Here is a 20,389-nt window from a genome sequence, read left to right as displayed (position 1 = left end):
GGCATGAGCGCGCGATGGACCGCACCCGCGAACAGGCCGGATTCCGGCGCTAGTTCTCCGGACCCTGCGTCGCAGCTCCGAAGCGGCGCACCTCCTGGGGCCAACCGCACGCCACCGCGATCTTGCCCGCCCACAGTCGCGCTGCCTCCTCGTCGGCCACCTCGACGACGGCCAAGCCGCCGAGGTGCTCCTTGGTCTCGACGAACGGACCATCGGTGAACACCGGCGTGCCACTCGACGCGTCGACGCTGAACGCAGGGGAGTCGTCCAGGCCACCGGTGAAGACGAGGACTCCCGCATCCTTCATCTCTGACCGCAACGCCTTGACAGCCGCGAATCTCTCGGCCATCTGCTCCTCGGCGTAGTCGGGCACCCACTCGTCGTTGAACGCGATGAGAAACTCGGTCACGTCTACTCCCTCCTTGGAGCGTGGACCCTTCGTCCACCCTCTCCTGCACCACGAACGGCGACAGCCCCATTCGACAGGCACAGGACGGGAATCTCTGGACATCGCACGATCATCGGTGCGAGTTCAGGCGGTCAACGCAACGCCTCTGCCAATGCTTGCGATGGTGTCTTGAAGTCGAGGGTCTGTCGAGGGCGTTCGTTGAGCTCTCGTGCGATGGCGTCGAGGTCGGCTTGGGTCAGCGTCCGGAAGTCGAGGCGTCGGGGCAGGTACTGGCGCAGAAGGCCGTTGGTGTTCTCGTTGCTGCCGCGTTGCCAGGGCGACTTCGGATCGCAGAAGTAGACCTGCACTCCGGTCTGAACGGTGAACCGCTGGTGCTGGGCCATCTCGTGACCCAGGTCCCAGGTCAGCGACTTGGCGAGCTGAGTGGGCAGAGTGGTGATGGCCGCGGCGAGCGCGTCCGCGACGGCGTCGGCCCGGTGGTCACCGCGGGGCAGTCCGATCAGCATCAGGAACCGGGTCTTGCGTTCCACCAAGGTAGCCACCGGACTCATGTTCTTGCCGAACACCAGGTCGCCTTCCCAGTGCCCAGGGACAGCCCGGTCGCTCACCTCCGCCGGCCGCTGTGAGATGTGCAGCGTGTTCGGGCGCCCACCTCGACCATCGGGCAGACGGACGCCTTTCGGGCGGCGGATCACCCGGCCGGTGCGCAGATACCGGGTCAGTTCTTTGCGCAAGGCGCCGCGGGACTGGACGTAGAGGGTGCGGTAGATGCTCTCGTGCGACACCTGCATCTCCGGACGCTTCGGGTAGGTCAGCTTCAGCCAGCCATCGATCTGCTGCGGGGACCAACGACGGGCCAGCTTCTCCTCCACGATGGCACGCAGCGTCGGGTTGTCGGCCAGCTTGCACGGCTTGGGCCGGGTCGCCCGCGACCACGCCGCGAGGTCCGCGCGCGCAGCCCGATACCGGCGCCGGCCACCGTTGGTGTTGACCTCGCGACTGACCGTCGAGGGCGACCGGCCTACCGAGACAGAGATCGCCCGGACCGAGCGTCCGGCCGCCAGACCACGGGAGATCTCCTCACGCTCCGCGAGACTCAGCCGCCCCGATGCTCGTCGTCGCGGCTCGGGTCTGATCCCGCCACAGCGGATCAGGTACGCGCGCACCGTCCCGGTGCACAGTCCCAGCTCTCGTGCCGTCGGCTTCGCAGCCTGACCGGACCGCATCCGCAACCACACCTGGTCGATCGCCTCGGGCGTCAACCTCTCGTAATCGCCATGACCCACCACAACCACCTCGAGATCACCGAATCACGAAGCGTTGCGTCGACCCCTTGAGACCACCGGCATGTCGGGACGTTCGGCTCGAGACGGCACAACTTTCGGCGTCCGGATCGCGGCGGCAGAACGCGCCTAGAGCCCGAGCTCGGTCAGGTCGGGGTGGTCCATGGGTCGAGGCCCCGGACGGTCCCAGTGGAAGAGCCGGTCTGCGCCGTCGATGGCGATGTCGTTGATGCTGGCGTGCCGCTGGCGCATCAGGCCGTGCTCGTCGAACTCCCAGTTCTCGTTGCCGTGCGACCGGAACCACTGGCCTTCGACGTTGTGTGACTCGTAGACGAACCGAACGGCGATGCGGTTGTCGCCGTAGGTCCAGACCTCCTTGATCAGCCGGTACTCCAGCTCGCGCGCCCACTTCTGATGCAGGAACGCCACGATGTCGTCGCGACCTTCCAGGAACACGTCCCGGTTGCGCCAACGACTGTCGTGGGTGTAGGCGAGCGAGACCCGCTCCGGGTCGCAGGTGTTCCAGGCATCCTCGGCTGCTCGGGCCTTCTGTGCGGCGGTCTCGGCCGTGAACGGCGGGAAGGGCGGACGTTCGTCCATCGGTGGCACCTCCTGGGATCACTGCTGTCGAACGCTACAGCGGCTCCAGCTAGTACCTTTGCCGGTGGCGGTGAGACGCACCCACACCGGGTTACCTGCGGGGCTGATCCGGGCGACTGATCCGGACACCCGATCAGGTCCGGGCTTCGCGACGACTCGTTCGTCGCAGGTCGTGAACACCAATGGCCACCGCGATCGAGACGAAGCAAATCGCTGCGATGACCGCGTGACCCAGTGCACGTGAGTACGACGCGACACTGTCATCGGCGAGGGAGGTGAAGAAGACGGCGCCGATGAGAGCCTGGCCGATCGCGAGGCCGATTCGCTGCCCGGTCTGGAGAACGCCCCCAGCGGCGCTCCCCATGAGCGGGTCGACGTCCACGAGCGCCAGCGTCTGGTTGGGCGTGATGAGCATTCCCTGCCCGCAGCCCATCACGAACAAGGGCGGTGCCAGGGCCAGGGTCGCGTGGCTGGTGGGGATGTGCAGGGCCACCACCGCCAGGGCGATCGCCCCGACTCCGAACGTGATCGCGCCCGCCACCACCAGCTTGCGCCCGATGCGGGTGACCACACGACCTGAGAGGGCTGCTGAGACGGCGCTTCCCACGGCGTACGCCGTCACTCCGAGCGCCGACTCCAGCGCGGTGTAGCCGAGCCCGCGCTGGTAGAAGAGGGCAAGGACGAGCGGAAGTCCGGCGATGGCAGGGAAGAACGTCAGTGCGAGCGTGATGCCGGAGACGTACGACGGTCGCCGGAACAGCCGCAGGTCGACCAGCGGGTCGCGCGCCTCGAGGGTGAGCCGTCGTTCCCGGCCAACGAAGAGGCCGAGCAGGACCGCTGCCGGGACGACCAGCCACGCCAGCCGGGCGTCCCGCAGTGCGTCGTACTCCACGCAAGCGAAGAGGACGCAGAAGGTGGCTCCTCCGAGGAGCGCGGCGCCGAGGACGTCGAGCCGGTGGCGGGTGGTCTCGTTGGGCGGGGGCAGCAGCCGCCGCGAGAGTGCGATGACGACGAGGCCGACCGGGATGTTGACGAAGAAGACCAGCCGCCAGCCGAGGGTGGGGCCGCCGAGAGCGATCAGGGCACCGCCGACGAGAGGTCCGATCGCCGTGCCGAGCCCGACCGTCGTCCCGAGCACCCCGAAGGCGCGACCGCGGTCGGCGCCGCTGAACATCTGCTGGACGAGCCCGGAGGTCTGCGGGTTGATCAAGCCGCCGAACAGCCCCTGCAGCACCCGGGCGGCGATCAGGAAGCCGGCCGTGGGGGCGAGTCCCGAGAGCGCCGACGTGACGACGAAGCCGCCGACCCCGATCTGGAACATCAGCCGGCGTCCGTGGTCGTCGCCCAGCTTGCCGCCGAGCACGGGCACCAGCCCGAACGCGAGCGTGTAGCCAGACACGATCCACTGCAGCTGAGACGCTCCGGCCCCCATGTCGTCGCCGATCGAGGGGAGCGCCACGTTCGTGACGCTCACGTCCAGCAGCGTCATGAACATCGCACTGCAGCACACGACCAGGGCGATCCAACGGCTGCGGTCGGTGTCCCTTGTCCTCACCCCGGAAGCGTGCCAGAGACGAGCGCGAGGCGCTCGACGTCGACGTCGAGCTAGAGACGAGCCCCGGGACGTTGGCGCACCCCCTCCGACGCCGGAGCAGCCCGACATCCGAGGGGGCGCGTCAGAAACTGTACGACTGCATTCCGAGGCCGTCGAGATTCTCAGTCCGAGACGGCCGGCCGGCGTCGAGGCACTCGTGTCACGAGAGAAAGCGGCACCTCGACAACAAGACGACCCCCGCCTGACGAAGCGGGCGGGGGCTGGCCGGCGGGTGGGTGGGTCCGATGGTGAAGCAGCACGCCTCCACATCAGGACGAAGAGGAGGACGTCACGAGGCCGATGCTGTTGAGGATCGTGATGGACACCGTGACCAGTGGGTTGCCTGATGCCCACGTCCTTGACGCGAAGAGCGGAAACGAGCAGGCGACCAGGTCAATCCGTTCTCTGCACGGTCACATCCCCACGACGTGTCGCGTCGAGCACATCGGCAGGTCAGGAAGCGTCCTGCCTCAGTTCGGGTCGTAACAGGCGAGAAGCAGGGCGATGTCGTCGTCGAGCCGGTGCCCGGCCGCCTGCGTCAAGGACGCCAGGAGGGCGTCCAGTGCGGAGTTGAACTCTCCTCGGGCGAGGGCGGGGAGGAACGGGGCGGGGTTGATGAACTCTCCGGTGGGGGAGCGGGCCTCGATCATCCCGTCGGTGAAGAGCAGCAGTCGGTCGCCGGGGGCGAGCTTGCCGTGTGCGGTCAGCGGATTCACGCCGAGACTGAGCGGGGGTGAGGAGTCGAGCTCAACCTCCTCGATGTCGCCCTGGGCGGTCAGCAGCACGGGTGCGGGGTGGCCGCACGAGACGACCTGGAAGTGGCCGTCGTGGGCGATGTCGACGAGCACGGCGGTCACGAACTCCTCGGTGTCGAGCAGGTACGGCGGGATCCGTCGGTCGATCTCGCGGGCCACGGTGGCGACGTCACCGGGTCCGGCGGCCGCGGCACGGAACTCACCGAGCACGACGGTGGCGGTGCGGACCGCGGAGAGGCCCTTGCCTCGCACATCACCGACCAGCAGGCGCACCGAAGAGCCTGCGGGCACGACTTCGTAGAGGTCGCCACCGACCTGGGCCTCGGCCGCCGCGGACAGGTATCGGACCGACAGCGAGACCGGACCGATCCGCGCGGGCGGTTGCGCCAGGATCGCCCGCTGCGCGGCTTCCGCGACCAGGGTGACCCCGGCCAGACGCTGGGACTGGTCCTGGAACGTGGCGGCCGTGTCGAGGGCGAGCGCCACCCGGTCGGCCATCTCCTCGAGGAACGCGACGTCCGCGTCCTGGTAGCGGCGGCCCGACTCGGCGTGGATCAGCGTCAGCGCACCGACCACGCCATCGCGCCCGGTGAGGGGGGCGACGATCGCGCTGGTGAAGCCCAGCCGCTGCAGGATCGCCAAGTGCTCCGGGCTGACGGCGCTCGCCTCGACAAGCTCGGCCGGGAGGAACGGGTAGATCTCACTCTGCCCGGTGCGCACGACATTGGGGGCGCCGGTGGGGGCATCCATGCGGGTGGGGAAGGCGCTGGTCAGGGAGCGCGCCCACTCGGTGGTGTCGGGGTCGCGGTGCTGCACCGTCACCGTCTCCAGCTGCCCGTCCCGGAGCAGCTGCAGCAAGCACCAGTCCGCGAAGCGGGGCACGAGCAACCGACCCACCTCCGCGAGGGTCGTCTCGAGGTCCAGGCTGCGCGACAGCGTCATCGACGCTTCGGCCAGCAAGGCGATGCGCTGGGTGGCGGCGTCGTGGTCCTGGAGCTCTTCGGCCCGGAGTATGGCGCTGGTCAACGCCCCGGCGAGCGAGTGAAGGAAGCCGTCCTCGGCGGGGGTGAACAGGTCCGGCGGGAAGGTGAGGGCCAGTAGCCCGTGGGTCGTCGCGTCGCGGTGCAGTGGCAACAGGTGCAGGCTGCGGTCGGTGGGGTAGTACCCCGCCAGGGCCGGGAATGCGGACACGATCTCCGCCCGGGACCGGTAGTGCAGGTCCGCACCCTCCCGCGCGGCCACCGCGCCTGGAAGGTTCCCCGAGAGCGGCACCTCCTGGAACTGGTCCGCGCCCGTCCCGCCGCGGCCGTGCCAGGTGACGGTGCGCAGCACATCGTCTGCGTCGAGGGTGAGGACCATCGCCGAGGTGGCGCCCAACGTCGCCACGGCATGTCCCACGAAGCCATCGGCCACCTCCTTGACCGTGCGGGCCCCGGTGAGCTCGACAGCGAGCGCGTCGAGCACGCGCTGCGCCAGTTCCGTGGTGCGCTCCAGGCGGCTGCGCCGGCGGTCGTTCACGGAGGCCACCGCCACCGCGAGGCCGCAGATCAGCACACACGCCGCGAAGCGGATCGCCCATTCGGCTCCGCCGAGGTTGGCGTTCCACACCCCTGAGGCGACCGACGCCAGCACGGCCAGCCCTGCGACGCTCGCGGTGCGTCGCACGCCGGCGTTCGTAGCGGTCAGGACTGCGGCGCCGGCGTAGGCGCCGTTGATCTGATGTCCCAGGAGGACGTCGAGTGCCACCAGGACCACCAGCAGCAGCACACCCGCGAGCCACCACTCCCGTTCGACGTCGACACGGGTTTGCATAGGCCTGACTCCAGGGTCCTGAGAGCCGCGCAGGGTCTGGGCCCGCTCCCGCGGTGCGGTTGCCGCGAATGCCCGCCGGATGGGGAGCGATGCAGACCCGGTACTGGCGACGCTACGCCGCATCCGGACAGCAGGAAAGCGGACCCGGACCGGGACGGTTACACAGCCGTCGCTGGCCGCCATGGTCCTCGACGGCTCGCGCGCCGACGCGCTCCCGGCTGCGTGGTGGCTCCACACAGTTGATGCCCGTTTCCTGAGCGGAGCCCCGGTCAGGTGCCGCCCTCGGTCAGGGTCGTGGCCGGCAGCCAGTCGGCCCCGAGGAGCCGGGCGAGGTCGGCGAGACCGGTGGTATCGCTTCCCACCGTGTCGGAGGCTGCCGCGATCCGCTCCACCATCACCTTGCCGACCTGCTCCTCGACCGTGCCCTCGGCGTACGCGATGTGCCACGGCGAGACCTGGTGGTCGCGGTGGGTGCGGCCGGTCACCTGCCGCCCGGCGATGCCCGAGAAGCGGGCCTGGTGGAAGACGCCCACCCGCGGCTCGGTGCTCGCCCGGCGGCCGTCGGCGAGGGTCTCGCCGGCGTGCAGGCTGATCGAGGCGACCGTGGTGAACACGCAGACCTTCGCCAGCCCGGTCTGGAACCGGAGCCGCTCGGCCTCGGGGTCGAACCGGTCACGGCCGTAGATCGCGGCCACCTCGATGCCGGAGTCACGCAGCCGGTCGGCGATCGGGTCGGCGGCGGTCGCGACGAACTCGACCGAGCACGCCACCTGGCGCTCGGCCTGGACCTGCTGGACGATCCAGGCGACCGTCGAGTCGACACGGATCAGCCCGGCCTTCTGCCGGAAGCGCAGCAGTGCGGCCCGACCCTTCGCGACACTGCGGCCACGTCGCGCGATGTCCATCTCACGACAGAACTCCCCCCACTCGGCCTCGTACGCAGCCCGCTCCGCCGGTGTGAGCGCCACCGGCATGCCGGAGATCGGCACCGGTCCCCACGGCGCGGCGCGGTGCAGCATCGCCGGCGGCCGCTCGTCGGCGAGCCAGCCGCGCACCAGCTTGAGGTCCGCGGCACGCCGCGCCGCGTCGGTGATCCAGGTCGCGCCGTAGCGCCCCTGCTCCACCCCGACGCCGTGGCGTGCCAGTGCGGTGGCGAACACGGCCCCGGGTTGCGCCGCCGAGGTCCACTCTCGCATCGGCTCGTCGAGCACCTGCGCGAAGGCCGGAGCGAGGTACGGCAGCTCCAGGGGCGTGTGTCCGGGGGTCGCGGTGGTCGCGATGACGAACGGCGCCTTGTCGTGCGGCCGACCGTGCCCCGAGATCCGCGCCCAGTGCTTCCACCGCTTCGTCGTCGTACGTCGCAGCGCGTGGGCCTCGTCCGCGATGATCACGTCCCACGTGTGGTCCTTGACCTTCTCCAGCCGGTCCCACGTGATCACGACCCATTCCAGACCCCCGTCGCCCAGCGCCGTGATCGTGCGGCACCAGTGGCCGATCGTGATCGCGGCTGGCCGGTCGGCCACGACGAGCACCCGTCGCGCGCCGCGGAGGTCGCCCACCGCCGTCGCCCCGAGGACCGCGGCGATCGTCTTGCCTACGCCGGGCTCGTCGGCCAGCAGGAACTGCCGTCCACCCGCCGCGGCGCGCGCCGCGATGGCATCGGCCGCTTCGAACTGGCTCCTGCGGGGCTCGAGCGCGTCGGTCGGCTCGGGGCTGGGCGTCGGGTTGTCGGGGTTGAGGGTGTTCTCGATGAACCGACCGAGCGTGTACGGCCCGGGGGCGTAGGGCGCGAGGTGCGCGGGCACAGCGCGCCCGACGGACAGGTGGGCCTTGACGGCCGGGTGCCAGGTGGCGCCCTCGACCTGCGTCCCGTAGGGGACGTCGAGCACCCACAGCCGCTCGCCCGGCCCCGCGGACGGCAACGGTCGCTGTCGGGTCCCGCCCCGCCCCGGCGACGCGCTGCGTCGACGAGCGCTGGAGAGGCGACGACTGGGCATCCCCGGACGCTATCGGGGTCTCCCTCTCGGAGGGGGCCGGCTCGCCCACGTCCGCTGTGCGGCCGGACGCGCCGGTCCACCCGGTGCTCGGGCGACCGTCGCTGGAGGACGCACGACGAAATGCCGTCCTGACTCGCAGTGCTATTGCCGACCAACGCGCGTGCCCAGGCGGTCGGCGAGGCCGGCGTCGCGGACCCACCGACGCATCGGTTCGACGTGCGCCCGGCGGCGGAGGTCTACCTGCAGTCCGGAAAGTTCTCGGTCGAGCACATGACCTCGGTGCTCTCGGACACCCTCGACGAGGTGACCGCCGGGGGGCCTGGACTGCTGCGGGCAACCGGGGAGATGCCGTGGCCCGGGGTGCTGCTGGAGCCGCATGGGGCCGATGACTTCTTCGTCTACGAGGCGGCCCTCAACGACATCGTGGACCGGAAGCCGGCGGTCTTCTTGTGCTTGTACGACCTGCAGCGCTTCGGGCTCGACCACCTCGTTGCCGTGCTCAAGACCCACCCCGTCGTGCTCCTGGATCAAACGGTTCTCGACAACCCGCACTTCGCGACCCGGGCTGAGTACGACGCAGAGGTGGCCGACCCCGACAGACGTCCCCTGAACGCTGCGCCCCCGACGCACACGTGCCGGACCCGTGGCCGTCGCTCATCCCGGGCGAGCTGCGGATCGCCGGGTTCGTCGCCAAGGGATTGATCAACAAGGACATCGCCCAGCGGTTGTTCGTGTCACCGCACACCGTCGACGCGCACCTGAAGCACATCTACACGAAGCTCGGCATCCACTCCCGAGTCGAGCTGACCGTGCTCGCCATACGACACCGGACACGGCTCGTCTGAGCTCGACGCCCCGCGCTGCTCAGTGGACCTCGGCGCCCAGGGCGAGGTCGAAGCCGGCCCCATTGCGCGCCAGCCCCACCAGCAGGAGGCCGGCCGATTCGAGGATCGCGGCCGCCGGCAGCCCCCCTGCGTCGAGGGTCCGCAGCCCCACGCTCTCCAGGAACTCCGCGACAGCTGACTTCGCTTCCGCGCTGTCGCCCGCGATGAACGCGTCCAGCGGTGTGCCCTTCGCAAGGACGTGGCCGAAGATGGTGTTCAGCGCCTTCACGACGTGGGCGCTCTCGGGCGCGGCAGCCGCGATCTCCTGGGCAGCCGAGCTGGTGGTCACGAGTCCACTGGCGTCGGCGTTGAACGGGTTGGAGATGTCGACGAGGATCTTGCCGGCCAACGCCTCGCCGTACTTCGCGACCGCATCGACCACGCTGGTGTACGGGACGGCGACGATGACGATGTCACCTGCCGGCGTGGCGCCGAACGTGCCGACGGTGGCTCCCTCGCCGATCTGGTCGGCGAGCGCCTGAGCCTTGGCGGTGTTGCGGCTCAAGAGCTCGACCGTGTGGCCGTGCTTCGCTGCCCGGGTGCCGATGGCGGCGGCCATGTTCCCCGAGCCGATGATGCTGATGGTGGTCATGATGAGGTCCCTTCGTGGTGCGTGGGCGGGTGCCGGGAGAGGCACCGTTCGTTTCAGGTTGCACAACCGGAGGCACCCCTCATTCTATTCCGGAGGGCCCCCTCGACTTGGGGGAGGAGTGGTCGAGTGCCGTAGCCCGGGCGCACCGACGACACCTGTACAGCGCCGAAGCGGAGGGTGTCCTCAGCATCGTCGGTAGACTGAGGAGGTGAGCCAGAGCGAACCCCAGCAGGTGCAGAGGCCCCTGCGCCGGGATGCCCGGGAAAGCCGCGACAAGCTCGTCGCCGCGGCGCAGGCCGAGTTCGCCGCCCACGGCGTGGATGCCTCCCTGGAGAAGATCGCTCGCGATGCCGGCGTCGCCATCGGCACCCTGTACCGGCACTTCCCCACTCGCCTGGACCTGCTCATGGCTGCCCTCAGGCCTCGGCTCCAGGAGTTCGTCGCCGGGGCCGACAAGGCCGTCGGGATGGACGACCCCTGGGACGGGTTCGTCGCCTACCTGGACAACCTGTTCGTCGTACAGGCAGGAGACCGAGGCTTCAACGACTTCCTCTCCCGCCGCTTCCCCGGCAACTCTGAGACCGAGCACATTCACGACGTGATGTGCCAACAGATCGATGACGTTCTCGCCCGGGCCCAGGAAGCCGGCAAGGCTCGCGCTGACATCACCCGGGCTGACATCATCAACCTGATCTGGTCCAACGGCCGGATCATCGACGCCACCAGCGCCAAGGCGCCCACGGCCTGGCGACGGCAGCTCTACCTCATGCTCGACGCCTACCGGGCCGAGCGGGCACACACGATCCCCGAGCCGCCGATGACGGACGAGCAGCTGTACGACGCCATGGTCCATCTCAGCAAGGTGAGGTAGGGACTGGGACTCGCGCAGCCCAGGTCGCTCCTGGCCGGTGATCGCCCACGGCCTCGATCCGACCGGGTGCGAGCACACGCCGAGTGGTGCCGGCGTGGCTCCGGGCTCATCTGGCTGCCGGGAGGTCGACCGGGTCCCCGCGCGGGGTGGTGTCCGACACCGACTTCGGCGCGGTGGGGGCGGTGGGTCGTCCGAAGAGGTAGCCCTGGCCGCTGTGCACGCCCAGCTCGCGCAGCTGTCGCCACTGGTCGTGCGTCTCGATGCCTTCGGCGCACACGGTGGCTCCGACCTCGTCGGCCCAGCCGGTGATGGAGCGGATGGTGGCGCGGTGGTAGGCCGACTGCACTCCGTGCACGAGGGAGATGTCGAGCTTGACGACCTCGGGCTGCAGGCGCAGCAGCCGGTCGAGGTTGGAGTATCCCTGTCCCCAGTCGTCGACTGCGATGATCGCGCCCCGGTGGCGTAGATCGGCGAGCAGCGGCTGCAGGTCCGCCCACGACTCCAGGTCGCTGTGCTCGGTGACCTCGAGCATGATGCCGGCCAGGTCGTCGGGAAGACAGGTCAGCACCTCGTTGCTGCTCAGCGCGTCCAGGCTCACGTTGATGGAGAGCAGCAGCCCCTCCGTGCGGTGGACCAGTGCGGCGGTGATGGCGGCTGCCTCGAGCTCGAATCCGCGACCGTCCCGGTAGGCGTCCGCGAACGCCGAGACCGGGTCACGGTCGGGGAAGCGGCTGAGCGCCTCCATGCCGAACGTCTCACCGTCGGCCAGGTGCACCAGCGGCTGGAGGACGATGGTGAGATCGGTGAGGGCGCCGTAGGGTCCCGCGCGTTCGGAGATCACCACCCGGTTCCGACCTGACCGCTTGGCGTCGTACATCGCGGCATCCGCAGCACCGATGACGGCGGCAGGCTCGGTCGTCGGGTCCCACAGCGCGAGGCCGGCCGAGAAGGTCTGTCCGTGCGGTGTGACGGCATGCAGCCGTTGCAGCAGGGTGTAGGCGTCGTCTTCGGTGCGGCCGGGGAACAGGACCGCGAACTCCTCGCCGCCGTACCGGGCCAGCAGCTGGTCGACCTCGAGCAGGTCGGTCCAGGCGCTCACCGCCTCCCGCAGGAGTCGGTCGCCGGCCTGGTGGCCGTGGGTGTCGTTGTAGCTCTTGAAGTGGTCCAGGTCCAGCAGCGCGACCACCAGCGGAGCCCCCGAGTCACGAGCCGACCGGCACGCCCTGGACAGTTCGTGGTCCCAGGTCCGCCGGTTCGGTGCACCCGTGAGACCGTCGGCGCGCGCCAGGGCAGCCAGCTGCACCGCCTGGGCCTGCACGGTGGTGAGCAGTCCCGCCATCCGGGTCAGCACCAGGCCGGACAGCACGATGGATCCCACCGCGACGACCTGCCACAGGATGCGTGCGTGCAGGAGACCGTCGGCCGCCAGGGAGACCCCGGGCAGCATGAGGCCGCCGGCCAGGACGAAGAGCCGTCGTCGCGGGTTCGCGTTCGACACAGCGCCGTGCGCAGGCTCGGAGACCACGTGCATGGACGACGACCAGGTCGCGGCCGCCACCAGCAGGTAGCTGCCCAGCCAGAGGGAGTCCTGCCACCACGGCCCGGCGACCAGGCCGGTGCTGAGTGACCACACGTTCCAGGCCACGTCTGCGGACAGCGTGAGGCCGAGGGCGCCGAGGAGCAGGCGGAACGCCGCCGTGCGGGCCCCGGGCGTCATCCACAACCTCACCAGGATGCCGACCAGGACGACGTCCGCGAGCGGGTACAGCGAGCTGGTCAGCTTGCCGAGCATGGTCAGTGTCGAGTCGTGCGCGATGGGCGCGATGACGAAGACCCCGGCTACGACCGCGGCGCCCGTGGCGACGATCGCCGCGTCCAGGAGTGGGGTGAGGTCGCGGAGCTGACCGCGTCGGCGGACCATCCGCTGCAACCCGGCGGCGAGCACGAAGTACGAGCCGATGTACACCGCGTCGGAGGGCGCCGGGTAAGCGGTGATCCCGAAGAGCCCGCGTTCGGCCGAGTAGACCAGGTCGCCGACGACCCAGCCGGCGAACCCGAGCAGGACGAGCAGCCAGCCGGCCCGGTGCGCGGGACGCTGTCTGCCGAGGCCGAGGAACGCGAAACCTACGGCCGCCACCGCGATCACGTCGTACCCCACGGACCGCGCCGAGCCGACGGGCAAGGCCGGGTACATCACGACCGACATGGCGAGAGCCGCTATCCCGGCCCGGTACGTCATGGTTTGGTGCACGCCTGACTATCGGCCATGTCGACCGATCACATGCCACATTGCCGAAAAAGGCGTGTTCGTGTCTAGGTCACGCTCAGCGTCCGGGACGTGCGCAGCGGGGTTCCGGGCGTCTGGACACCGTCCTCTCGGAGCGGCTAGCGTGCCACACAGCCCTGGAGGCGCTATGGACACGATCACCGTCGTCGTTGTTGTCGTCGTCGTGGCTGTCGCGGCCGCGCTGGTCGCCTTCTTGCTGGCCAAGCGCCGAAGCTCGTCCCAGCTCCAGCAGCGGTTCGGTCCTGAGTACGAGCGCACCGTCGACGAGACGGGGGACCGGCGTGCTGCCGAGAAGGATCTGAAGCAGCGCGAGAAGCGACGCTCACAGTTCGAGGTCCGGCCCCTGTCCAGCTCGGCCGCGAACCGTTACCGCGACGACTGGAACGACATACAACGGGGATTTGTCGACGAGCCGGGGAGCGCCGTGGAGCGGGCAGACCGCCTGGTGATCCAGATGATGCGGGACTCCGGCTACCCGGTGGACGAGTTCGAGCTGCGGGCCGACGACATCTCAGTCGATCACCCTGACGTCTCACAGAACTACCGTGATGCCCACCGCGTCGCGGTGGCGCAGGCACAGGGCCAGGCGGACACCGAGCAGCTACGCCAGGCAGTCACCTCCTATCGACGGTTGGTCGACGCGCTGCTCGAGAACCGTGGCGCCGCCGACGAGGGTCGAGCATCCGGCACCACCGACACCGAGGAGCAGTGATGACCCCACAAGACGACCAGTCCTCCGGCTCGCGTGAGTCCGTAACGGACGTGACCCGGCCAGATCCGGCGGCTGCTGACGCGGTCGGCTCCGAGAGGCCGGACACATCGGCGTCCGGCACGGCTGGCACGGGACAGCTGGTCCCCGAAGAGGCCGTCATCGATCTGCGGGCCCGTTGGGAGGCGATCCAGCAAGGCTTCGTGGATGACCCCCGCAGCGCGGTCAGCGACGCCGACAAGTTGGTGGGCGAGGTCCTGCAGAAGCTGTCCGCGACCTTCGAGAGCCAGCATCGTGAGCTCGAGGGTCAGTGGGCGGAGGGTGAACCTTCCACCGAGGATCTGCGAGGAGCCCTGCAGCGCTATCGAGACTTCTTCCAACGACTGCTGGCGATCTAGTCACCCGGCCATCAGGACCGTCAGACCTTGCAGCGATCGCGTGCACGCAAGCGCGCCGCTCAGCCGACGTACCGGTGACGCCGGAGCCGAGCAGGCGCGCAGATGCCCCGCGGATCAGGCCATCTCGGGTACGTGCAGATGGGCGAAGGCGACCTCCATCTCCGCGACGTCGTCGACCGTCGCTGCGGCCTCCTTGCTGGCGGCACTGCGAATCCGGGTGGCCGCCTCGCGACTGTCCACGAGCTGCTCACGGGTCTCGAACATCACCGTCCCCACGGCGCGACCGGCCTCGGCGCTGACGAGCAGGCTGGCGCTGCAGAACCCGGGCAGCTCCTGGACCTTGGGAAGCACACCCATCCTGAACATCTCCACGGCGCGATCGGCGGTGTTCGAGTCGCCGCTCAGCCAGGTGACACGAGCGAAGGCGCCCTCGGGGAGTGCGTGGTCGCGGTGGACGACCGCCACCTCCCAGGTGTCGACGGAGCTGCCGGTGCTTCCAAGGGCGCGTTCCGCGGCCTCGCGCAGCGGACGGACCGTCTCGGCACTGGCGCGGAGCGCTTCCTCCGACTCCCACGCGGTGGTGGCGATGCATCGGCCGCTCTCGCGGTCGACGAGCAGCGACATCCCTACACATCCGTCCGTGTCGGTCACCCGGGGGAGGACCTCGTTCCGGACGTACGCGATGCCGTCATCGATCTTGCCTGGTTCAGCCTGGAGGGTCGTGGTGCGTGCATGCACGATGAGCTCCTCTGCTCGGGGCAGCACCCCGACGGCGCTACCGTCTCGTCCAACGCTGCCCCCGGAACGGGGGCGGGACAATAGCCATCTCGGACTCGCCCGACCTCGGTGCGTGAGGTACGGCGAGATCTGAGCGGCCGCCACGCTGGGGAGCCAGAGGAGGAACCCGCGCCGGGCGGCCGCTTCTTGACCTGGGCCCAGCGCAGGCCCGCGGCCGCTCCACAGGGTCTCCATGAAACGACTGACCTCTGGGTACCCGACTCGTCGCCCGTCATGTGCGGCAGTCCGCTGTCATAGCCGGCACGCGGCTCCCGAACCCCCAGCGACAGTCCGAGTCCTGGCTCTTTCCTGCTCCCGTTTCCCGTTCCGGTGTCGCTATTATGTACGGCGGCGGATCGAACTCGAGCAGTCTGGTTCGGCGGCACCGCGACCCCCGGTGCGGGGATGTGAACGGGGAGGGGCCATGTCCATGGGTCTCGACCAAGCAGTTGAAGCGCTGTCCTCCGGGACCCCGCCGCCTGTCGGGAGGTACAGGTTCGACGGGGCCACCTGGACGTGGACCGACGAGATGTTCGCGATGCACGGGTTCGTACCCGGCGAGGTCGTCCCGTCCGGGGAGCTGATGCTGAGCCACGTCGATCCCGATGAGGTTCCGGGGGCTCGGCTGGCGTTCAAGAAGGCGCTGCTCGGCGGCACGCCGTACGCCTCTTACCACCACCTCCTCGATGCGAGACGGCGCAGGCGGACCGTCCTGGTGACCGGGTGGGGGCGGCTCGACGACCGGGGCGAGGTGGTCGAGCTGGCAGGCACCATGGTCGACCTGACGGAAGTGGTCCGCTGCGACGCCCAGGTCGAGGTGGAGGCTGCCATCGTGGGCGTCACCGCGCACCGCGCCACCATCGAGCAGGCCAAGGGGATGCTGATGCTGGCGTTCGGGCTGCCTCCCGACGCCGCGTTCGCCGTCCTGCGCGCTCACTCCCAGAACAGCAACATCAAGGTGCACGACCTCGCCGAACGACTGACCTCCGGTCTCGCCCGACAGGCCGAGGACGGCATCGACGCCTGCGCGGCACGGGTGCACGCCGTCCTCAGCGAGGCGGCCGGCACACGTGACCCAACGTCGGCGTCTGACTGAGCGCCGCCACCGTCTCGAGTGCCGGCCCCCGGTCCGACTCCGGCGTCAGTCCCTCGGAACCGGGTCTCGTCCCTCGTTTGCGCCGTCAGGGGAGGGGTACCGCGCGCGTCCAGACCGCGACCCGAGGAGCCCCATGAACCAGCCGGCCCAGCAACAGGAAGTTCCGGGAACCCAGCGCGCCATGGACCCCGTCCCGGACTGCGGCGAGGCCAGCTACCAGGGGTCCGGAAAGCTCACCGACAAGGTCGCTGTCATCACCGGCGGCGACAGCGGGATCGGTCGCGCCGTGGCCATCGCCTACGCCCGTGAAGGTGCCGACGTGGTCATCAGCTACCTGTCGGAGGACGAGGACGCGGAGGACACCGCCCGACTCGTCGCCGAGGCCGGACGGAAGGCGCTCGTCGTCTCCGGGGACATCTCGCAGCCGGACCACTGCCGGGACATCGTCGCGCGAACCGTGCGCGAGTTCGGTCGGGTCGACGTCCTGGTGAGCAACGCGGCCTACCAGATGAGCCACACCGACATCCAGGACGTCACCGACGGCGAGTGGCAGCACACCTTCGCCACGAACGTGTCGGCGATGTTCTACCTGGTCAAGGCCGCCCTGCCGCACATGCGTCCCGGCTCGTCGATCATCGGCAGCACGTCGGTCAACTCGGACATGCCCTCACCGGACCTCGCGCCGTACGCGGCGACGAAGGCAGCGGTGGCGAACTTCTGCGCCAGCCTCGCCCAGATGCTCGGTCCCCGGGGGATCCGGGTCAACAGCGTGGCTCCGGGCCCGATCTGGACGCCGCTGATCCCGTCCACGATGCCACCGGAGAAGGTGGAGCAGTTCGGTGACGACACCCCGCTGGGGCGTCCGGGCCAACCCGCCGAGCTCGCCGGTGCCTACGTCCTGCTCGCCTCGGACGAGGGCAGCTACATGTCAGGCGCTCGGATCGCGGTGACCGGCGGCCGGCCGATCCTCTAGCGCCGACGTCGCGGGTGGTGCCGACCGGCTTCCCTCGACCCGAGACCTCGACAGGTCCTTCGGGTGACTACGCTTCCCGGATGACTGACGGAACGCTGCTGGAGACGGCACGCCAGCTGGCACTGAGACTGCAACCCGGCGATCTGGACCAGACGCTCGTGAACATCACCGCGGCGGCGGTGGAGCTGTTGCCGGACGTGCACGCCAGCAGCATCACCATCCTGCGGGCGGATCGGACGCTTGCTACGGCGGCGCCGACGGACGACGTCATCGTGCGACTCGACGCAGAGCAGTACCGGTTGCAGGAGGGTCCGTGCTACGACGCCGCCGCGCACACGGACCAGGTCGTGTCGGGCGACCTCGCCCTCGACGAGCGGTTCCCGGCGTACGGCGCCGTGGCCGCCTCCCTGGGCGTCCGCTCGCAGATCGGGGTGCGGCTTTTCGACACCCCGCAGTCCAACGGCGCCCTGAACCTCTACTCGAAGACGGTCGGTGCGTTCGAGGACGACGCGGCGTTGAGTGCGCTCTTCGCCCACCAGGCCGGGCAGGCCATCGGCTATGCGCGTCACGTGGGGGACCTCGAGCAGGCCGTGCGGTCGAGGACCTTGATCGGGCAGGCGGTCGGCATCGTCATGGAGCGCTACGAGCTGAAGGACGAGCACGCCTTCGCGTTCCTGAAGCGCCTGTCCTCGCACCGCAACGTGGAAGCTGCGCCAGGTGGCCGAGGAGATCGTCGCGACCGCGCACTCACGCGCGGTGACCGGCTGACCGGGCCCGACGAAGGGGTCCGCGCCGGCCTGCCGAGGGTCGTGGTCGTGGGAGGATCAGAAGAGGCCCCGAGTCTCGAAACACTCGCTCGAGGCGGTGTCATGCTGATTGCGTGACCGAAACGCCGTCGCCCTCCAGTCCCCGTGCGCGCGAGGTTCTGTGGACGGGGAGGGATACCCGCGGTTTCGACCTGGCGCAGATGGCTCTGTCGGTTCATGAGGAGGCGACGGTTCCGGAGACCGTCGACCGGGTGCTCGATTTCGCCCGTGCTGCCGTCGACTGTGGTCATGCGGCCGTGGTGTTCGTGCATGCCAGACGGCGGCTGGAGATCGTGGCCAGCACGGATCCGGCCATCGCGGCCCTCATCGAGAAACAGGTGGAGGTCCACGCGGGACCGATCCTGTCCATGGTCAACGGTTGTGACTGCGTCCTGGTCACCGACACCGAAACGGATGCGCGGTGGCCCGCTTGGGCTTCGACCGCGGCGGCGGTGGGGTTCCGCAGCATGATGGGGGTGCGCCTCTACGCCAGCGAGCGGACGATGGGGACCCTCAACATGTACGACGCCCGGCCCCACCAGTTCTCCGATGCCGATGTGCAGACCGCGCATGTCCTGGCTCGCCATGCGGCCATCGCCCTGTCGCGGGTCCAGGACTCTGAGAACTTCTCCCGGGCGATCGACTCTCGCAAGCTCATCGGTCAGGCGCAGGGCATCCTGATGGAGCGGTACGCCCTTGATCAGGACCGGGCCTTCGAGGTGCTGCGCCGATACTCGCAAGACAGCAACGTCAAGCTGCGGGATGTCGCGCAGATGATCGTGGACACCCGGAGACGCTCCCACCCGTGTACCTGACGTCAGTCGGCACGGCCGGCTCCTGTGCAGGCGCACTCCGTACGTCGAGCCTCAGGTCGGCGCCCTGCGGCGACCGTGACGCGTCGTTTCGCTCAAGGAGACCACGTGCCGTGCAGCAGTTTCCGCAGCCCAGACATGGTGACTCTCGCTGGTGGGTACTGCGCCACCGGAGTCCGGCCCACCCGGACAGCCGAAAGAGTGGCCGGGTCCACCGACACGGACCGCCTGCTGGTCGGAGACGCCGGCCAAGGGCCCGACCCCGAGGATTGGAGCACCTCGATGCCTGACCGCTTGTCTGCTCGCGCGCAACCCTCCGAAGCCGGACCGGTTGACGAGCTTCCGCCGTCGCAGCGGATCAAGGTGATGACCGTCTTGGTCTGGGTCACCACTGTCGCGATCTTCTGCCAAGCGGTGATCGCTGGCCAGTTCGTCTCCCAGGACGGGAAGGATGCCTGGGTCACCGTGCACGGAGTGGTGGCCGACATCTCCTGGGTGCTGACACTCATCAGCGCCGGTTACGCCTTCTTCGCGTTGCGCACCTACTTCCCCGTCCTGGTCCGCTGGAGTGGGGTGCTCTTCGTCGCCACGCTGATCCAGACCGGCATCGGACACCTGATCACCGAGAAGGGCGTGGACTGGCTGATCATGGTGCACGTCCCTCTGGCGTTCGTCGTGTTCGCCGCGGCCGGCTACCTGTCGGTGTGGGCCGTACGGGTCCGGCACCAGGTGGCCGAGGGCCACCTACACCGGGCCGCAGAGGTCGGTGTCGACCCCAAGGCCGACGTGCACGACGTCGTTCGACCCATCGACCCCTCCTGAGGTCTGGGCAGCGCACGGCTGCATCACGGCCCTCGCTCGGCGCGCTACGGCGCCGAAGCGTCGTACCGACAGGGCAGCCCAGTGAGGAGCAGACCCCGCTTGCCGTTCCGAACGCGAGACACTCAACCGAGCGCCGACCGCTTGTTCTCGGCTCGTCGGACGCTCCTCAGCTTCGCCGCCGGATCCGCGGCAGGTGTCGTTGTCGGACTCCTCGTCGCCTGGCGACTGCTTCCCCTGGTCAGCTGGACCGTGACCGTTGCCGTGGCTCTCGGCTGGGTGTGGCGGCTCAGCTGGCCGCAGAACTCCGAAGGAACCAAGCGCCTCGCCGAACAGGAGAACCTGACCAGGTCGACCGACGTGTGGCTGCTCACTGCCGCGGTCGCGAGCCTGGCGATCGTGGCGGTGGCCCTGCTGCAGTCCAAGGATCGGCACAGCGGGACCTCGGTCGCATCCGTGCTGCTCAGCGTTCTGAGCGTGGCGCTGTCCTGGGCACTGGTGAACACGGTCTATGCCTTCAAGTACGCGCGTCTCTACTACTTCGACGAGCCAGACATCGGCGGCATCGACTTCAAGCGGGAGTCACCCCCGACCTACAGCGACTTCGCGTACATGGCGTTCACGGTCGGCATGTCGTTCGCCGTGTCCGAGACAGAGCCGACGTCCACCCACATGAGGAGGGTCGCGTTGGGTCATGCCCTGCTCTCCTACGCCTTCGGCACGGGCGTGCTGGCAGTCGCCATCAACCTGGTCACCAACCTCGGCCAATGAGAGGGGATCGAGCGCCCATGCCGCCTGGCCTGGGAGCTGCGGACCCGCGATGGCCGCAACCGGGCGGTCGAACGAGGGGGGCCGATGGAGGTAAGCGATGACATCCCGAAGATCGAGCATCCCAACGATGCGATCGTGCGGGTG

Annotated in this window: 20 protein-coding genes; 11 read left to right on the top strand and 9 right to left on the bottom strand. The window is 69.4% G+C overall.

Annotated features, from left to right (window positions below):
- Positions 1-49: 49 nt before the first annotated feature.
- From KRR39_RS10200 to KRR39_RS10175, 6 genes are all read right to left on the bottom strand, one after another.
- On the bottom strand, positions 50-409 hold the full coding sequence (locus KRR39_RS10200; protein WP_216941910.1) for a YciI family protein: 360 nt from the start codon (positions 407-409) through the stop codon (positions 50-52).
- Between the two features lie 131 nt (positions 410-540).
- Positions 541-1,635 carry an IS30 family transposase gene (locus KRR39_RS10195; RefSeq protein WP_436972054.1) on the bottom strand — a complete coding sequence of 365 codons (1,095 nt, stop codon included), beginning with the start codon at positions 1,633-1,635 and terminating at the stop codon, positions 541-543.
- A gap of 186 nt (positions 1,636-1,821) precedes the next feature.
- Positions 1,822-2,292: a nuclear transport factor 2 family protein gene (locus KRR39_RS10190; protein ID WP_216941908.1), complete on the bottom strand. Its 471-nt coding sequence runs from the start codon at positions 2,290-2,292 to the stop codon at positions 1,822-1,824.
- Between the two features lie 133 nt (positions 2,293-2,425).
- Positions 2,426-3,847, bottom strand: coding sequence for an MFS transporter (locus KRR39_RS10185; protein WP_216941907.1), 1,422 nt, complete (start codon positions 3,845-3,847; stop codon positions 2,426-2,428).
- Between the two features lie 509 nt (positions 3,848-4,356).
- On the bottom strand, positions 4,357-6,636 hold the full coding sequence (locus tag KRR39_RS10180) for a PP2C family protein-serine/threonine phosphatase (RefSeq protein WP_216941906.1): 2,280 nt from the start codon (positions 6,634-6,636) through the stop codon (positions 4,357-4,359).
- A gap of 86 nt (positions 6,637-6,722) precedes the next feature.
- A complete protein-coding gene (locus KRR39_RS10175) occupies positions 6,723-8,450 on the bottom strand; it encodes a DEAD/DEAH box helicase (RefSeq protein WP_254185655.1) in 1,728 nt (575 codons plus the stop codon).
- A gap of 138 nt (positions 8,451-8,588) precedes the next feature.
- On the opposite strand from KRR39_RS10175, the gene KRR39_RS10170 reads away from it, so the two are divergent.
- Both KRR39_RS10170 and KRR39_RS10165 read left to right on the top strand, forming a co-directional pair.
- Complete coding sequence (locus tag KRR39_RS10170; RefSeq protein WP_216941905.1) at positions 8,589-9,152, top strand: MEDS domain-containing protein; 564 nt, start codon at positions 8,589-8,591, stop codon at positions 9,150-9,152.
- Positions 9,149-9,295, top strand: coding sequence for a response regulator transcription factor (locus KRR39_RS10165; protein ID WP_254185654.1), 147 nt, complete (start codon positions 9,149-9,151; stop codon positions 9,293-9,295). The genes KRR39_RS10170 and KRR39_RS10165 overlap by 4 nt, the downstream gene beginning before the upstream one ends.
- A gap of 19 nt (positions 9,296-9,314) precedes the next feature.
- Here KRR39_RS10165 and KRR39_RS10160 read toward each other — a convergent pair whose 3' ends face one another.
- On the bottom strand, positions 9,315-9,926 hold the full coding sequence (locus KRR39_RS10160; protein WP_216941903.1) for an NADPH-dependent F420 reductase: 612 nt from the start codon (positions 9,924-9,926) through the stop codon (positions 9,315-9,317).
- A gap of 208 nt (positions 9,927-10,134) precedes the next feature.
- Between KRR39_RS10160 and KRR39_RS10155 the strand changes: the two genes are divergently transcribed.
- A complete protein-coding gene (locus KRR39_RS10155; RefSeq protein WP_216941902.1) occupies positions 10,135-10,797 on the top strand; it encodes a TetR/AcrR family transcriptional regulator in 663 nt (220 codons plus the stop codon).
- 106 nt (positions 10,798-10,903) lie between these two features.
- On the opposite strand, the gene KRR39_RS10150 is transcribed toward KRR39_RS10155, so the two are convergent.
- Positions 10,904-13,003 (bottom strand): bifunctional diguanylate cyclase/phosphodiesterase, encoded by a 2,100-nt coding sequence (locus KRR39_RS10150; RefSeq protein ID WP_216941901.1) that lies wholly within the window; start codon positions 13,001-13,003, stop codon positions 10,904-10,906.
- A 208-nt stretch (positions 13,004-13,211) separates the two neighbouring features.
- Here KRR39_RS10150 and KRR39_RS10145 point away from each other — a divergent pair, with 208 nt between their 5' ends.
- Both KRR39_RS10145 and KRR39_RS10140 read left to right on the top strand, forming a co-directional pair.
- The gene (locus KRR39_RS10145) at positions 13,212-13,796 is read left to right on the top strand and encodes a hypothetical protein (RefSeq protein ID WP_216941900.1); all 585 of its coding nucleotides are present in this window, start codon (positions 13,212-13,214) and stop codon (positions 13,794-13,796) included.
- Positions 13,796-14,191, top strand: coding sequence for a hypothetical protein (locus tag KRR39_RS10140; protein WP_216941899.1), 396 nt, complete (start codon positions 13,796-13,798; stop codon positions 14,189-14,191). The genes KRR39_RS10145 and KRR39_RS10140 overlap by 1 nt, the downstream gene beginning before the upstream one ends.
- A 114-nt stretch (positions 14,192-14,305) precedes the next feature.
- On the opposite strand, the gene KRR39_RS10135 is transcribed toward KRR39_RS10140, so the two are convergent.
- A complete protein-coding gene (locus KRR39_RS10135; RefSeq protein WP_216941898.1) occupies positions 14,306-14,929 on the bottom strand; it encodes an antibiotic biosynthesis monooxygenase in 624 nt (207 codons plus the stop codon).
- Positions 14,930-15,398: 469 nt separating this feature from the next.
- Here KRR39_RS10135 and KRR39_RS10130 point away from each other — a divergent pair, with 469 nt between their 5' ends.
- The 6 genes from KRR39_RS10130 (at position 15,399) to KRR39_RS10105 (ending at position 20,245) form a co-directional block, all read left to right on the top strand.
- The gene (locus KRR39_RS10130; protein WP_254185652.1) at positions 15,399-16,064 is read left to right on the top strand and encodes a PAS and ANTAR domain-containing protein; all 666 of its coding nucleotides are present in this window, start codon (positions 15,399-15,401) and stop codon (positions 16,062-16,064) included.
- A 133-nt stretch (positions 16,065-16,197) separates the two neighbouring features.
- Positions 16,198-17,037 (top strand): glucose 1-dehydrogenase, encoded by an 840-nt coding sequence (locus KRR39_RS10125; protein WP_216941896.1) that lies wholly within the window; start codon positions 16,198-16,200, stop codon positions 17,035-17,037.
- An 80-nt stretch (positions 17,038-17,117) separates the two neighbouring features.
- Positions 17,118-17,921: a GAF and ANTAR domain-containing protein gene (locus KRR39_RS10120; protein ID WP_216941895.1), complete on the top strand. Its 804-nt coding sequence runs from the start codon at positions 17,118-17,120 to the stop codon at positions 17,919-17,921.
- Positions 17,918-18,658: a GAF and ANTAR domain-containing protein gene (locus KRR39_RS10115; RefSeq protein WP_216941894.1), complete on the top strand. Its 741-nt coding sequence runs from the start codon at positions 17,918-17,920 to the stop codon at positions 18,656-18,658. Before KRR39_RS10120 ends, KRR39_RS10115 begins: the two co-directional genes overlap by 4 nt.
- Before the next feature lie 363 nt (positions 18,659-19,021).
- Entirely contained in the window at positions 19,022-19,477 is a 456-nt protein-coding gene (locus KRR39_RS10110; protein WP_216941893.1) for a hypothetical protein, read from the top strand.
- A gap of 81 nt (positions 19,478-19,558) precedes the next feature.
- Positions 19,559-20,245 (top strand): DUF1345 domain-containing protein, encoded by a 687-nt coding sequence (locus tag KRR39_RS10105; protein WP_302053572.1) that lies wholly within the window; start codon positions 19,559-19,561, stop codon positions 20,243-20,245.
- Positions 20,246-20,389 lie beyond the last annotated feature (144 nt).

This window comes from Nocardioides panacis, from assembly GCF_019039255.1.
Classification (GTDB): Bacteria; Actinomycetota; Actinomycetes; order Propionibacteriales; family Nocardioidaceae; genus Nocardioides_B; species Nocardioides_B panacis.
Note: the sequence above shows the minus strand (reverse complement) of the source record. Positions and strands in the feature narration are given on the sequence as shown.

Bases quoted from the DNA above. Each gene is read 5' to 3' on its own strand.
- KRR39_RS10175 (WP_254185655.1), bottom strand. From the start codon at position 8,450: ATGCCCAGTCGTCGCCTCTCCAGCGCTCGTCGACGCAGCGCGTCGCCG.
- KRR39_RS10195 (WP_436972054.1), bottom strand. From the start codon at position 1,635: ATGCGGTCCGGTCAGGCTGCGAAGCCGACGGCACGAGAGCTGGGACTG.
- KRR39_RS10180 (WP_216941906.1), bottom strand. From the start codon at position 6,636: ATGGCGGCCAGCGACGGCTGTGTAACCGTCCCGGTCCGGGTCCGCTTT.
- KRR39_RS10125 (WP_216941896.1), top strand. From the start codon at position 16,198: ATGAACCAGCCGGCCCAGCAACAGGAAGTTCCGGGAACCCAGCGCGCC.
- KRR39_RS10190 (WP_216941908.1), bottom strand. From the start codon at position 2,292: ATGGACGAACGTCCGCCCTTCCCGCCGTTCACGGCCGAGACCGCCGCA.
- KRR39_RS10160 (WP_216941903.1), bottom strand. From the start codon at position 9,926: ATGACCACCATCAGCATCATCGGCTCGGGGAACATGGCCGCCGCCATC.
- KRR39_RS10140 (WP_216941899.1), top strand. From the start codon at position 13,796: ATGACCCCACAAGACGACCAGTCCTCCGGCTCGCGTGAGTCCGTAACG.
- KRR39_RS10145 (WP_216941900.1), top strand. From the start codon at position 13,212: ATGGACACGATCACCGTCGTCGTTGTTGTCGTCGTCGTGGCTGTCGCG.
- KRR39_RS10130 (WP_254185652.1), top strand. From the start codon at position 15,399: ATGGGTCTCGACCAAGCAGTTGAAGCGCTGTCCTCCGGGACCCCGCCG.
- KRR39_RS10110 (WP_216941893.1), top strand. From the start codon at position 19,022: ATGACCGTCTTGGTCTGGGTCACCACTGTCGCGATCTTCTGCCAAGCG.
- KRR39_RS10150 (WP_216941901.1), bottom strand. From the start codon at position 13,003: ATGTCGGTCGTGATGTACCCGGCCTTGCCCGTCGGCTCGGCGCGGTCC.
- KRR39_RS10120 (WP_216941895.1), top strand. From the start codon at position 17,118: ATGACTGACGGAACGCTGCTGGAGACGGCACGCCAGCTGGCACTGAGA.